Origin of the sequence: Clostridium porci, assembly GCF_009696375.1 — a bacterium.
GTDB lineage: Bacteria > Bacillota > Clostridia > Lachnospirales > Lachnospiraceae > Enterocloster > Enterocloster porci.
In genome coordinates, this window is the sequence record NZ_VUMD01000001.1 from 352,613 (window position 1) to 367,425 (window position 14,813).

The window sequence follows — 14,813 nt, forward strand, 5'->3', positions numbered from 1 at the left end:
GTGAAATAATGGCGTCAATCGGAGTGATCGGAGCAGGCACATGGGGAACAGCCCTAGCAGTACTGTTACATGGCAAAGGACATCAGACAGAGATATGGTCGGCGATTCGAAAGGAGGTGGAAGGCTTAAGTTCTGCCCGTATTCATCCGAATCTGCCGGAGCTGAGGATTCCTGATGAAATCGGTGTTACAGCAGAGCTAGGAGAGGTGATGAAAGACAAAGACCTGCTGGTTCTGGCGGTTCCCTCGGTTTTTGTCCGGGAGACGGCCCGCAAAATGAGAAGCTATCTGAAGAAGGGACAAATTATAACTAATGTAGCGAAAGGGATTGAGGAGAGCACCCTGATGACTCTATCCCAGCTCATTGAGGAGGAGCTTCCTGGAGCGGAGATTACGGTTCTGTCCGGCCCAAGCCATGCGGAGGAGGTGAGTAAGGGTCTTCCCACCACCTGTGTGGCAGGGGCCAGAAAGAGGCATGTAGCTGAGTTTGTACAAAGTATTTTCATGAACCAGACCTTTCGTGTTTATACAAGCCCGGATGTTCTGGGCATTGAGCTGGGAGGCGCCCTTAAAAATGTAATTGCTCTGGCAGCCGGTATGGCGGACGGACTGGGCTATGGGGATAATACAAAGGCAGCTCTGATTACCAGAGGCATTGCTGAGATTTCCCGCCTTGGAATGGAAATGGGAGGAAAGCTGGAAACCTTTGCGGGACTTACTGGAATTGGCGATTTGATCGTAACCTGCGCCAGCATGCACAGCCGTAACCGGCGGGCAGGCATACTCATAGGCCGGGGCTGTGCCATGGAGGAAGCTATGGCAGAGGTTAAGATGGTGGTAGAGGGTGTGTATTCAGCGAAGGCTGCCCTTGCTCTTTCCAGAAAACACCATGTTTCTATGCCCATTGTGGAGCAGGTAAATGAGATCCTTTTCAATGGAAGATCTGCCAAGGAAGCGGTATCGGAATTGATGCTTAGAGATAAGAAGATTGAGAATTCCGGCTTAGAGTGGGAAGAAGCGTAACAGATAGAGGATCTGCCTGCAGCCGGGAAGCTGGGGATAGAAATTAAGGGGAAGAACCATTAAATGGTGTCTTTTCCTTAATTTTTTATTCCTTTTAGAAGGTTTGCAGCAAAATTTCTGCTGAACTTTCAGTAAGTCCCTAAAAATTCCTTGTTATGTTGCGGAAAAGGTTGACATTTGGAATGGTACTACCTATAATATAGAAAGCTTTATAATTGAAAGAGCAGATAGTGGAAAGTGATTCATGAAAAGATCGAGCCTTTTTCGGGTTTCTTAGCACTATTAGACTATGCTTCTCAAAAAACTTAAAAGCCTGAATGTAGCGTGGTTTCAGGTTGGGCCTGAGATTTCGAAAAATAGCTGGTCACTAAGAGCATAAAAGAGGAGGCAGCGGCTTTTCGAGGCTGAAATGCATGTTTATTCTTGATTTTACCGGGATTGAGCAGCCAAATGCTTTACACTACCAAAGAGTAAGAGGAGGAAAGAATTATGAAGAAGAGATTATTAAGTCTTGGACTTGCGGCTTTGATGGCAGTATCCTTAACTGCGTGCGGCGGTTCAGATGCGGGGGCGTCCTCAGCAGAAGGAGCTGCAGATTCCACAGAGAAGGTAGACGCGGCAGGCGGAGTTATTAAGATTGGCGGTATTGGTCCTATCACCGGAGGCGCGGCCGTATATGGAATTGCGGTTCAAAACGGCGCACAGCTGGCAGTTGATGAGATCAATGCGGCAGGCGGTATTAACGGTATGAGGATTGAGTTTCAGTTCCAGGATGATGAGCATGATGCGGAAAAGGCTGTAAATGCTTACAATACACTAAAGGATTGGGGCATGCAGGCCCTGGTGGGAACTACGACCTCCGCTCCCTGTATCGCTGTTGCCGACAAATCGGCAGCTGACAATATATTTCAGATTACGCCTTCCGGTTCTGCTGTAGAGTGCGCGGCTAACCCAAATGTATTCCGGGTATGCTTCTCTGATCCGGATCAAGGCGCGGCTTCCGCTGTCTATATCGGCGAGAACAAGCTGGCTGCTAAGATTGCTGTCATTTATGACAGCTCTGACGTATACTCCAGCGGTATCTATGAAAAGTTTGCTCAGGAGGCAGAGGCCCAGGGCCTGGAGATTGTGGCTGCCGAGGCATTTACTGCTGACAGCAATAAGGACTTCTCTACGCAGCTTCAGAAGGCTAAGGATGCAGGTGCGGAGCTGGTATTCCTGCCAATCTACTATACAGAAGCGTCCCTGATTTTACAGCAGGCCAATACCATGGGCTTTGCGCCGATGTTCTTTGGCTGTGACGGCATGGACGGTATCCTTCAGGTTCAGAACTTTGATACCAAGCTGGCTGAGGGCCTGATGCTCTTAACCCCATTTGCGGCTGACGCTGAAGATGAATTAACGGTCAGCTTTGTAAAAAACTATCAGGAGAAGTATAAGGAAACTCCTATACAGTTCGCGGCTGATGCTTACGACGCGGTTTACGCAGTTAAGCTGGCTGCTGAGGACGGTAACATAACGGCTGATATGGATGCAAGTGCCATTTGCGATATATTAAAGGCTTCTATGCTGAATATTAAGCTGGACGGCCTTACAGGCGAGGGGATGACCTGGACTGAGGACGGTGAGCCTCATAAGGCTCCCAAAGCAGTTAAGGTGGTTGACGGTGCTTATACAGCTATGTAAGGTGATTTTAGCAGCTTTAGATAAAACGTGATAAAACCCAACAGAGGGTTGTCAATGTGACAACCCTCTCTTGTTTATACTAAGGTTCTGTGATATAATTTAGAAATCTGTCGCTTCATGGCGACAATCAAAAAGACTTCAGACAAAGAGGTGTATGTATGGGCTTTCTTAACTATTTAATCAACGGCGTCAGCCTGGGCAGCGTATATGCCATTATCGCTCTTGGCTATACGATGGTTTATGGTATCGCCAAAATGCTGAATTTTGCTCATGGCGATGTGATTATGATTGGCAGCTACCTGGTATTTGTGGGAGTTAGCACTATGGGGCTTCCAACCATTGTGAGCGTACTTATATCGGTTTTGGCGTGTACGCTGCTGGGTGTGACCATTGAGCGCATAGCATACAAGCCTTTACGCGGCGCATCTCCTCTTGCGGTGCTGATTACTGCAATCGGCGTCAGCTATTTGCTGCAGAATATCGCCCTGCTTATTTTCGGTGCGGATACCAAGTCCTTTACCTCCGTAGTAACGATTCCCGCTGTAAAGCTGGCAGGGGGAGAGATGATCATTACAGGAGAAACCATTGTGACGATTCTCTCCTGTATTATTATCATGGCCGGTCTCACTGCCTTTATTAATAAGTCCAAGGCAGGACAGGCTATGCTGGCTGTATCGGAGGACAGGGGAGCGGCTACCCTTATGGGGATCAATGTAAACGGCACCATCGCTCTTACCTTTGCCATTGGCTCTGCCCTGGCAGCCGTGGCGGGCGTGCTGCTTTGCTCGGCTTATCCGTCTCTGACTCCTTACACAGGCTCCATGCCTGGTATCAAGGCCTTCGTTGCAGCCGTATTCGGAGGCATAGGCTCCATTCCCGGCGCGTTTATTGGTGGAATCCTTTTAGGTATCATTGAGATTTTGGCTAAGGCCTATATTTCGTCACAGATGTCCGATGCTATCGTGTTTTCTGTGCTGATTATAGTGCTCCTTGTTAAGCCCACCGGTATTTTGGGCAAGAAGTTGAATGAGAAAGTGTAGGTGCGGGAATGAAAAGTAAAGCGAAACGCAAACTATTTATCAACAATATGATTACATATGGAGTGGTTATCGCTGCCTATATTATTATGCAGGCTCTCATTGGGGCAGGGCAGGTTTCCAGCCTTATGAAAGGGCTTTTGGTTCCCTTCTGCATTTATGTGATTATGGCAGTTTCCCTGAATCTGACGGTGGGTATCCTTGGAGAGCTGAGCCTGGGACATGCAGGTTTTATGTGTGTGGGAGCATTTGCGGGAGCTCTGTTTTCAAAGTGTATGAAGGGTGTTATTGACCCTACCCTGGGAATGGTGATTGCGATCTTAATCGGCGCTGTGGCAGCTGCCCTTTTCGGCATTCTGATCGGAATTCCCGTACTGCGCCTCAGAGGCGATTATCTGGCGATTGTTACCCTGGCCTTTGGAGAAATTATCAAGAATCTGGTGAATGCCGTTTATCTTGGCCGTGACGCTTCCGGGTTTAAGCTTTCTTTTAAGGATTCCATGTCTTTGAAGCTGGAGGAAGGAGGGGAGGTGCTGATTAAGGGGGCTCAGGGCATAACCGGGACGCCTCAGGCCGCTACCTTTACCATTGGTGTGATCTTGGTGCTGATAACACTGTTTATCGTTATGAATTTGATAAACTCCCGGACTGGCCGCGCTATTATGGCTATTCGCGACAACCGGATTGCGGCAGAGTCCATAGGAATTAACATTACAAAATACAAGCTGTTGGCATTTTCCGTATCGGCAGGATTGGCAGGTGTCGCAGGTGTTCTCTATGCTCACAATCTTACCACGCTGACAGCCCTTCCAAAGAACTTTGGATATAATATGTCCATTATGATCCTGGTGTATGTGGTACTGGGAGGGATTGGAAGCATACGAGGCTCCATTATTGCTACGGTGATTCTCTACCTCCTTCCGGAGTTGTTAAGGGGCCTTAGCAATTACCGTATGCTAATGTATGCGATTGTACTGATTCTGGCTATGCTTTTTAACTCCGCGCCCCAGCTTGTGGCTTTCCGCCAGCGTGTTGCCGGGAAGCTAAAACACAAAGACAATCCGGCAAAGGAGGCAATATAAGATGGCATTACTGGAAGTTAAGAATTTGAGTATTTCCTTTGGCGGCCTAAAGGCAGTTGACAATTTTAATATTGGGATTGAGAAGGGGCAGCTTTATGGCCTTATAGGCCCTAACGGAGCTGGAAAGACCACGGTGTTTAACCTTCTGACAGGTGTATACAAGCCCAATGCCGGAAGCGTTGAGCTGAACGGTGTGAACGTAACAGGCAGGAGCACCATTGAAATCAATAAGGCCGGCGCTGCAAGAACCTTTCAGAATATTCGTCTGTTTAAGGAACTGTCTGTGCTGGACAATGTAAAAGCAGGCCTTCATAATCATTACAGCTACTCCACCCTTGAGGGAATTTTCCGCCTGCCAAGGTATTTTAAGGTTGAGAAGGAGATGGATAAGAAGGCCATGGAGCTTTTAAAGGTATTTGGACTGGACGAGGAATGTGACTACAGGGCGTCCAATCTTCCATATGGTAAGCAGAGGAAGCTGGAGATAGCCAGGGCTTTGGCTACGGAGCCAAAGCTTCTTCTTCTGGACGAGCCGGCTGCAGGCATGAATCCCAATGAGACAGCGGAGCTGATGGAGACCATCCGGTTTGTCCGGGATCAGTTCGATATGACCATTCTTCTGATTGAGCATGATATGAAACTGGTCAGTGGAATCTGTGAGAAACTTACAGTTCTTAATTTCGGCCAGGTACTGTGTCAGGGAGATACCGGCAGCGTGCTTCATAATCCAGAGGTAATTAAGGCGTATCTTGGTGAATAGGAGGGGAGGAATCGTATGGCTATGCTGGAAGTCAGGGATCTGGAGGTATACTATGGTGTAATCCAGGCCATAAAGGGAATCTCCTTTGATGTGGAACAAGGAGAGATTGTTGCTCTGATTGGAGCCAACGGAGCAGGAAAGACTACGACCCTTCATACAATTACAGGACTTATCAATGCGAAAGCAGGTAAGATTCTGTATGAAGGCAGGGATGTGACTAAAATTCCGGGATATAAGCTGGTTAGCATGGGAGTTGCTCATGTGCCTGAAGGGCGGAGGGTCTTCTCTACACTGACCGTTCTTCAAAATTTGAGAATGGGTGCTTATACCAGGAAAGACAAGGCGGAGATGGAAGCTACTCTCAAGATGATTTATCAGCGGTTTCCCAGGCTGGAGGAGCGTAAAAACCAGCTGGCGGGCACTCTGTCAGGAGGCGAGCAGCAGATGCTTGCCATGGGGCGGGCGTTGATGAGCCATCCTAAGATGGTTGTGATGGATGAGCCCTCTATGGGCCTTTCTCCTATCTATGTGAATGAGATTTTTGATATTATTCAGAAAATTAACGAAGATGGGACTACGGTGCTTTTGGTGGAGCAGAATGCCAAGAAGGCGCTGTCTATCGCGCATAAGGCTTATGTTCTGGAAACGGGAAGGATTGTTCTGCGTGGAGACGCTAGGGAATTGATGAATAATGATCAGGTAAAGAAGGCCTACTTAAGTGAGTAGGCTGTAAAATAAATCATAACAGCTGTACCTCCTTGCATATATTATAAAAGCATAGCAAGGGGGTATATTTATGGACAATTTTAATGTATATAAGGATATTCAAGCAAGAACCGGAGGCGAAATATACATAGGTGTTGTTGGCCCGGTTCGCACGGGTAAATCTACCTTTATCAAGCGGTTCATGGAGCTTTTAGTGCTTCCGTCTATGGAAGATGATAATTTAAGAAATCTAAGCCGCGATGAGCTGCCCCAAAGCGCCGCAGGCAAAACCATTATGACTACAGAGCCGAAGTTTATCCCAAAGGAGGCCGCAGCGATTACTCTTGCGGACGGAATTGAAGCTAACGTTCGCCTGATTGACTGTGTGGGCTTTATGGTGGAGGGCGCGGCTGGGCATGTGGAAAACGGAGAGGAACGGCTTGTAAAGACCCCGTGGTATGACTATGACATTCCCTTTACTCAGGCTGCTGAAATAGGAACGAGGAAGGTAATAAATGATCATTCTACCATAGGAATTGTAGTTACCACAGACGGGACCATTGGGGAAATTAAGCGCCCCGGCTATCTGGAGGCAGAGCGTCAGACCATTGACGAGCTGAAAAAATTGGGGAAGCCTTTTATTGTCCTTCTCAATTCCGTTAAGCCTTATTCCGACGAGACCGTTAAGCTGTCTAAGGATATGTCGGATACATATGGGGTGGCAGTGCTGCCTGTGAACTGCGAACAGCTTAAAAAGGATGATATTTTTCATATACTTGAGAAGATACTAAAGGAGTTTCCGGTTACTGAGATGGATTTCTATATCCCCAAGTGGCTGGAGATTCTTCCTTCAAACCACTGGCTGAAAGCTCAGGTAATACAGGCTGCCAGGGCTGTGATCCAGGAGGTAAGCCATATGAAGGACGTGGCAAATAAATTAGAGGGACAGCAGACGGACACCATCAAGGCAATGGGGATACGCAATATGCAGATGGCAGACGGACGGGTAGCCGTACAGATGGATTTGGAGGACAGCTATTACTATCAGATCCTCAGCGACTATGTGGGCCTTCCCATTGAGGGAGAGTACCAGCTGATGCAGACCTTAAGCAGCCTTGCGAATATGCAGAGGGAGTACGAGAAGGTTCAGAACGCATTGGCACAGGTACGATTAAAAGGCTATGGAGTGGTTACGCCGGAGCGTTCCGAGATTGTTCTGGATGAGCCCCAGGTTATTAAACATGGGAATAAGTATGGTGTAAAAATGAAGGCGGAGGCTCCGTCGATCAACCTGATTAAAGCGCACATTGAGACGGAGATTGCCCCTATTGTCGGAAGCGAGCAGCAGGCTCAGGATCTGATTGCCTATATCAGAGAGAACGCTAGGGACAGTGACGAGGGTATCTGGAATACCAATATTTTTGGAAAGTCCATTGAGCAGATTGTGGAGGACGGAATCCAGGCAAAGGTGTCACAGATGACGGAGGACTGCCAGATGAAGCTTCAGGATACTCTTCAAAAAATTATCAATGACAGCAACGGAGGCATGATATGTATTATTATTTAGGCAGCAGAGGGCAAGGCTGCTAAACCGAATATAATTTTAGAAAAATGATAGGAAGTCAATCTTACTATTTGCATGTTCGCTCTGTGTCATGGTATAATATCGTCAGATATGATACTGCGCTGGTTCGGCGACAGGCGAAGGTGTGACAAAACACCAAACCGAACCATGTGCATCCCCTGGAGGGATACCATAGCCGGAGGCTATGGTATAATATCGCCAGATATGATACCGCGCTGGTTTGGCGACAGGCGAAGGCGGGTCAGACCACTAAACCCAATCAGGTAAAACCCCCGGAGAGATGTCATAGCTGGAGGATGGTATCCTATAGGCATAATTGACAGTACTATAAAAAAGAACGCTTTTGTTCAGAGGGGAGAATGCAGATGAGACTAACATTTATTGGAGCGGATCATGAGGTTACAGGAAGCTGTCACTTACTGGAGGTAGGAGATTCAAAGGTGCTGATTGACTGCGGTATGGAGCAGGGGAATAACGTATATAAGAATGCAGAGCTGCCGGTGAGCTACAGTGAAATTGATTACGTGTTCCTCACTCATGCCCATATAGACCATGCTGGTATGCTGCCCTGGATCTATGCCAGAGGGTTTAAGGGTAAGGTCATTGCCACTTACGCAACGGTGGATTTGTGCAGCATAATGTTGAAGGACAGTGCGCATATTCAGGAGATGGAGGCAGAGTGGAAGAACCGGAAGGCCCGCCGTGCAGGCCGAAGGGAGGTAGAGGCTCTTTATACTATGAAGGATGCGGAGGGAGTCCTCGCCCACTTTGAGGGGGTTGCCTATGGGCAGGAGTTTAAGCTGAATGATAATTTGACCCTTAGGTTTACAGATGTAGGTCATCTGTTAGGCTCAGCCTCCATTGAAATCTGGGCTTCGGAGAATGGAGCGGAGAAAAAGATCGTTTTTTCAGGAGATATTGGCAATAAGAATAAGCCTTTGATCCGGGATCCGGAATATGTTTCTGAGGCCGATTATGTAGTAATGGAATCCACCTATGGAAACCGCCGTCATAAGAAAGGCGTGAATCACGCAGACAGCCTGGCGAAAATTATTCAGGAGACCCTTGACCGGGCGGGCAATGTGGTAATTCCTGCCTTTGCAGTAGGCCGTACCCAGGAGCTTTTGTATCTGATACGCCATATTAAAGAGGAAAAGCTGGTTACAGGCCACGACGGCTTTGAGGTTTATGTGGACAGTCCTCTGGCTGTGGAGGCAACTCATGTATTTAAGGAAAACCTTCTGGAGTGCTATGACCAAGAGACGAAAGCCTTGGTTGAGCGGGGAATCAATCCCATTGATTTTCCAGGGCTGAAGCTTTCCGTCACAAGCGAGGAATCAAAGAACATTAATTTTGATATGACTCCAAAGGTGATTATCTCAGCGGCCGGTATGTGTGACGCGGGCCGGATACGCCACCATTTGAAACACAATCTGTGGAGGCCGGAATGTTCCATTGTTTTTGCCGGCTACCAGGCAGAGGGAACCCTGGGCCGGATGTTGCAGGATGGGGTCCATGGAGTAAAGATATTCGGAGAGGAAATTGATGTGAGGGCACACATTGAGACGATGGATGGTATCAGTGGACATGCAGATGTGGACGGGCTTATTACCTGGATCTCCTCCTTTGAGAAGGGGCCTGAGTACGTGTTTGTAGTTCATGGAGATGAGGCTTCCTGCACAGCCTTTACTGATACGTTGAATCACAAACGGAACCTTACGGCTAAGGCTCCCTTCTCTGGCTCCCAGTTCGACCTTATAAAGGGCTGCTGGATCAAGGAAACAGAGGGCGTCCCCGTGGATAAGGAGACAGCTGCCAGACGGAAGGCGTCGGGTGTATATACCCGTCTAGTGGATGCTGGAAGGCAGCTTATGGATGTGATTAACCAGAATGAAGGTGGGGCAAATCAGGATCTGAATCAATTCACGGAACAAATATTGGCTTTATGCCAGAAATGGACCAGGTGAGAAAAAGACGGACAGGAGAGAGGCAAATGAGCAAGGTATTAATCTTTACGGACGGTTCGGCCAGAGGAAACCCCGATGGTCCGGGGGGATTTGGCACGGTGCTTCAATTTACGGACAGCCAGGGGCAGCTGCATGAAAAGGTAATTTCTGGAGGCTATGTGCGTACTACCAACAACCGTATGGAGCTTATGGCTGCCATACGGGGGCTGGAGGCATTAAACCGCCCCTGTTCAGTGGAGCTGTATTCCGATTCTAAATATCTGACGGATGCCTTTAACCAGAAGTGGATAGATAGCTGGATTGCCAAGGGCTGGAACCGGGGGAAAAGCGGTCCTGTGAAAAATATTGATTTATGGAAGCGGCTTTTAAAGGCCAAGGAGCCTCACCAGGTAACCTTTATCTGGGTGAAGGGACATGCCGGACATCCTCAGAATGAACGCTGCGATATGCTGGCAACCACTGCGGCAGACGGAGACCAGCTTATGACAGATGATGGGCTAAAGCCGTAGTTTCTTACGTATCTCTTACAATCTATTACTCCTTTAGGTATTGTATTCCATTTGCGTTTATTTTGTGATAAGGTTATGACAAGACTACAGTAAGTAGGGATGATGAATATGACAGATAAACGGGTTTGGATTGTAATTGGTTGTATTCTGGTTATAGGAAGCGGTGTTACCTTCTACACGAATTCCTATGTTAGAAGCCAGGTAAGCGGCGGTCAGATGATTTCCCGGGCGGGATCTGATTGGTGGAATCCTGGAGCGGGCGGCCAGTCAGGGGATATAAGTATTCGGGAAGGGGCTGCCACTACCTCAGAAAAGGACAGCCCAATATCAGAAGCTGCCCCGTCAGCGGAGAACGATATGCTTTCAGATACTTCGGCAGGCATTGGAGGCAGAACCCCCGGCAGCCTTCCGGCAGGAGAGGCTTTGGAACCGAACGGAAGGATGGCAGAGGAGGCGGCCGGGCCTTCGGAACAGGGCCCTGCTGTGGCAGAGACAGCGGTGATGGCAGAGGACGGGCTTTTGGCAGACGAAGCGGCGGCGGTGGCAGAGGATGGAGCAGCGGCAGCGCCGGTTCCTATTTCACCTCTCACAGGCGTCAGACCCAGAGATGAAAAGACAGCCCTTGTAACTGACTACAGGCAGCGGCTGAAGGATTTGGATAATCAGATCCAGAAGATGCGGAAGGAGGACAGGACAGACAGCTCTTCTAATGTGTACTCCATAAAAACCTCTGCACAGACAGAGCTAAAGCTTTGGGAGGGAGAGCTGAACTCGATATATAATGCGCTTTTGGAGATGCTTTCCCGGGAGGATGCGGCGGCGCTGGCAGCAGAGCAGCAGGAATGGCTGAAAAAACGGGATTTAAAAGCGGCTGAGTGTACCTCCAAAACCGACAGCTCAGTGGAAGGTCTTGGGTATGCGGCTACTCTGGTAAGCCTAACGAGAGAGAGGGCCTACGAATTGGCCGGCAAATATGAAGAGGCGAACGGAATTGTGGTGGAAAGGGAGGAAGAGGAGACTTCGGCTGAGCCTTAAGAGAAGCTGGAAGCAGTCCTATGAGCTTTAAAAGACAGTACATCATGCAGGCGGGAGAACCCATGAAAGGTTATGGTTTTCCTGCCTCCTTCGCTTTTATTTTTCTTAAGTCAGTCTTGATAATTACAGAGTGGTATGGTAAAATGACGGTTATGTGAAATATTACGTTTTTATGTTGTGATAAGATGGAGGAAATGACATTGAAAGAACCACAGTACCGCGGCGTGAACGAGCTGCGCCGGATGTTCCTTGAATTTTTTGAGAGTAAGGGACATCTTGCCATGAAAAGCTTTTCTTTGGTGCCTCATAATGATAACAGCTTGTTGCTAATTAATTCCGGTATGGCTCCTTTAAAGCCGTATTTTACCGGACAGGAGATTCCGCCCAGCAAGCGGGTTACTACCTGCCAGAAGTGCATACGTACCGGCGATATTGAGAATATAGGCAAAACAGCAAGACATGGCACCTTTTTTGAAATGCTGGGAAATTTCTCTTTTGGAGATTACTTTAAACATGAGGCGATTGGATGGACATGGGAGTTTCTCACAGAAGTAGCCGGCCTTGATCCGGAGCGCCTGTACCCCAGCGTGTATCTGGAAGACGACGAAGCCTTTGATATCTGGAATAAGGAAATAGGAATCCCTGCTCAGCGCATCTTTAAGTTTGGCAAAGAAGATAATTTCTGGGAGCATGGCTCAGGTCCCTGCGGCCCCTGCTCCGAGGTTTACTACGACAGAGGAGAGGCCTATGGCTGCGGTGAACCAGGATGTACCGTAGGCTGCGAATGTGACCGCTATATCGAGGTATGGAACAACGTATTTACCCAGTTTGACAATGACGGACAAGGTCATTATACAGAGCTGGAACAAAAAAATATCGATACGGGTATGGGATTGGAGCGGCTGGCCGTTGTTGTTCAGGGAGCGGATTCTCTCTTTACCGTAGATACCAATAAAGCCCTTTTAGATCGGGTATGCGGTCTGGCCCGCACCCAGTACCAGCAAGATTCTGAAACCGACGTTTCCCTTCGGATTGTGACTGATCACGTAAAGTCCTGTACCTTTATGATATCCGATGGTATTATGCCTTCCAACGAGGGAAGAGGCTATGTGCTGCGCCGTTTGCTGCGCCGCGCCGCCCTCCACGGAAGAAAGCTTGGAATAGAGGGCAAGTTCCTGGCGGAGCTGTCAGGGACGGTCATTGAACTTTCCAAGGATGGTTATCCAGAGCTGGAAGAGAAGCAGGCCATGATTTTTAAGGTGCTCTCCGAGGAGGAGGAGAAATTCAATAAAACCATTGATCAGGGACTGGCCATCCTGGGCGAGCTGGAGGATGAGATGCGAAGGGCAAAGGAAACTGTGTTATCTGGAGCTGATGCCTTTAAGCTATATGATACCTATGGCTTTCCATTGGATTTGACTAGAGAGATTCTGGAGGAAAAGGGCTGGGAAGTAGATGAGGATGGCTTTGCCTCTGCCATGAAGGAGCAGAAGGATAAGGCCAGGAACGCCCGCAAAATCACCAACTATATGGGTGCTGATGTAACTGTGTATCAGTCCATTGATCCGGCTGTCACCACAGAATTTGTGGGCTATGACAGGCTGGAGGCTGATTCTAGAATTATGGTTCTGACCACAGAGGAGGAGCTGGTGGAGGCCCTTACCGACGGGCAGAAGGGCACAATTATTGTGGAGCAGACTCCATTTTACGGCACTATGGGCGGCCAGCAGGGTGACGTGGGTGTGATTACCGGTGAAGACGGTGAATTTAAGGTAGAAGAAACCATCCATCTTCAGGGAGGCAAGGTAGGCCATGTAGGTATGATGACAAGAGGGATGCTCCAGTCCGGAGAGAATGTTACCCTTTCTGTATGCGGGGAAAACCGTTCCCTGACCTGTAAGAACCACAGCGCAACTCATTTGCTTCATAAGGCGCTGCGCATGGTTTTAGGAAGCCATGTGGAGCAGGCCGGCTCCTATGTGGACGCAGGCCGGCTTCGTTTTGATTTTACCCATTACTCAGCTATGACTGCTGAGGAGATTCAGAAGGTTGAGGCTTTGGTTAATGGGGAGATCCAGAAAGGGCTTAGTGTGGAGACAAAGCTTATGAATCTGGACGAGGCCAAAAAGACGGGGGCCATGGCGCTATTTGGAGAAAAATACGGAGAAATGGTTCGTGTGGTTCAGATGGGTGATTTTTCTACTGAGCTTTGTGGAGGAACTCACGTTGCGAATACAGGGACTATCGCCTCTTTTAAGATCATTTCCGAAACTGGCATCGCGGCCGGGGTTAGGCGTATTGAAGCCCTGACCTCTCAGGGATTGATGAAGCATTATGAGGAGGTTGAAGCCCAGCTGGTTAAGGCGGCTAAGACAGCTAAGACGACGCCTGCCTCCCTATCTTCCAGAATTGAGTCTCTTCTGGAGGAAATTAAGACTCTGAATTCTGAGAATGAGAAGCTTAAGAGCAAGCTGGCCAATGACTCGGTAGGAGATGTTTTGAGTCAGGTGCAGGAGGTTAACGGACTGAAGGTTCTGGCTATCAGGGTGGCAAACGTTGATATGAATGGTCTCCGCAGCCTGGGGGATCAGATGAAGGAAAAGCTGGGAGAAGGAATTGTGGTCATCGCTTCCGAGCAGGACGGAAAGGTGAACCTGATGGCAACCGTTACGGAGACGGCTCAGAAGCAGGGCGCCCATGCGGGAAATCTGATCAAGGCTATTGCCGGCCTTGTAGGAGGCGGGGGAGGCGGCCGGCCCAATATGGCTCAGGCTGGAGGCAGGAACCCAGCGGGAATAGATGAGGCCCTTAAGAAAGCGGTGGAGGTAGCGGGAGAGCAGACGAAATAGCTTTTGCTCTGTAAAAAGTGCAAAATAATCATAAGAAAAACATTTTTTTTCTTGACGTATGGTATTTTTATGCTATAATCATAGCAGTGCTAAAAATACCCAAACAGTTGTATTATGCACAATTACACAACTGGAGGGAGGTTAGGTGTGAGCTATGTCGAACGTAATTGTTAAAGATAACGAGAGTTTGGACAGCGCTTTACGCAGATTCAAAAGAAACTGTGCAAAGGCTGGTATTCAGCAGGAGATTCGTAAAAGAGAGCATTACGAGAAGCCAAGCGTAAGACGTAAGAAAAAGTCTGAAGCCGCTCGTAAGCGCAAGTACAATTAATTTTTAAGATTAATTGATGAGTTTTAACTTTAAAAACAGCCGATTGCTGTAAGGGATTACAGTAATCGGCTGTTTTTTGTGCATAGCTCCGGCTCCTTTCCATACACGGCAAAGGCATGAGTGGATTTTTTGTGGAGCTTTCATTTACGGTTTGTTCATTCATGGCTTTGCCGCGCTTTTCTGGAAGACGCAGATCATTCTCAAACAGGCACAGGAGATGTATGAATCTGAGGAATCTATCCCTG

Annotated in this window: 12 protein-coding genes; all 12 read left to right on the forward strand. The window is 48.3% G+C overall.

Translation table 11 applies throughout. The annotated features are described in order from the left end of the window. Window positions 1–8 precede the first annotated feature (8 nt). Window positions 9–1,022, forward strand: coding sequence for an NAD(P)H-dependent glycerol-3-phosphate dehydrogenase (locus FYJ39_RS01580; protein WP_154470708.1), 1,014 nt, complete (start codon window positions 9–11; stop codon window positions 1,020–1,022). 489 nt (window positions 1,023–1,511) lie between these two features. Beyond that, window positions 1,512–2,708, forward strand: a complete 1,197-nt coding sequence (locus FYJ39_RS01585; RefSeq protein WP_154470709.1) for an ABC transporter substrate-binding protein — start codon at window positions 1,512–1,514, stop codon at window positions 2,706–2,708. Window positions 2,709–2,866: 158 nt separating this feature from the next. Beyond that, entirely contained in the window at window positions 2,867–3,748 is an 882-nt protein-coding gene (locus FYJ39_RS01590; protein ID WP_154470710.1) for a branched-chain amino acid ABC transporter permease, read from the forward strand. Window positions 3,749–3,756: 8 nt separating this feature from the next. Further along, window positions 3,757–4,827, forward strand: coding sequence for a branched-chain amino acid ABC transporter permease (locus FYJ39_RS01595; protein WP_154470711.1), 1,071 nt, complete (start codon window positions 3,757–3,759; stop codon window positions 4,825–4,827). A 1-nt stretch (window position 4,828) separates the two neighbouring features. Continuing rightward, window positions 4,829–5,587, forward strand: coding sequence for an ABC transporter ATP-binding protein (locus tag FYJ39_RS01600; protein WP_154470712.1), 759 nt, complete (start codon window positions 4,829–4,831; stop codon window positions 5,585–5,587). Between the two features lie 15 nt (window positions 5,588–5,602). Beyond that, window positions 5,603–6,313 carry an ABC transporter ATP-binding protein gene (locus FYJ39_RS01605; RefSeq protein WP_154470713.1) on the forward strand — a complete coding sequence of 237 codons (711 nt, stop codon included), beginning with the start codon at window positions 5,603–5,605 and terminating at the stop codon, window positions 6,311–6,313. A gap of 70 nt (window positions 6,314–6,383) precedes the next feature. After that, the gene (gene spoIVA, locus FYJ39_RS01610) at window positions 6,384–7,859 is read left to right on the forward strand and encodes a stage IV sporulation protein A (protein WP_154470714.1); all 1,476 of its coding nucleotides are present in this window, start codon (window positions 6,384–6,386) and stop codon (window positions 7,857–7,859) included. A gap of 383 nt (window positions 7,860–8,242) precedes the next feature. Next, window positions 8,243–9,844: an MBL fold metallo-hydrolase gene (locus tag FYJ39_RS01615; protein ID WP_353954575.1), complete on the forward strand. Its 1,602-nt coding sequence runs from the start codon at window positions 8,243–8,245 to the stop codon at window positions 9,842–9,844. Between the two features lie 26 nt (window positions 9,845–9,870). Next, window positions 9,871–10,353: a ribonuclease HI gene (rnhA, locus tag FYJ39_RS01620; protein WP_154470716.1), complete on the forward strand. Its 483-nt coding sequence runs from the start codon at window positions 9,871–9,873 to the stop codon at window positions 10,351–10,353. Between the two features lie 108 nt (window positions 10,354–10,461). Beyond that, entirely contained in the window at window positions 10,462–11,388 is a 927-nt protein-coding gene (locus tag FYJ39_RS01625) for a lysozyme inhibitor LprI family protein (protein WP_154470717.1), read from the forward strand. A 194-nt stretch (window positions 11,389–11,582) separates the two neighbouring features. Beyond that, a complete protein-coding gene (alaS, locus tag FYJ39_RS01630) occupies window positions 11,583–14,237 on the forward strand; it encodes an alanine--tRNA ligase (RefSeq protein ID WP_456236675.1) in 2,655 nt (884 codons plus the stop codon). 154 nt (window positions 14,238–14,391) lie between these two features. Continuing rightward, the gene (gene rpsU / locus FYJ39_RS01635; protein WP_003504099.1) at window positions 14,392–14,568 is read left to right on the forward strand and encodes a 30S ribosomal protein S21; all 177 of its coding nucleotides are present in this window, start codon (window positions 14,392–14,394) and stop codon (window positions 14,566–14,568) included. The last annotated feature ends 245 nt before the right edge of the window (window positions 14,569–14,813 follow it).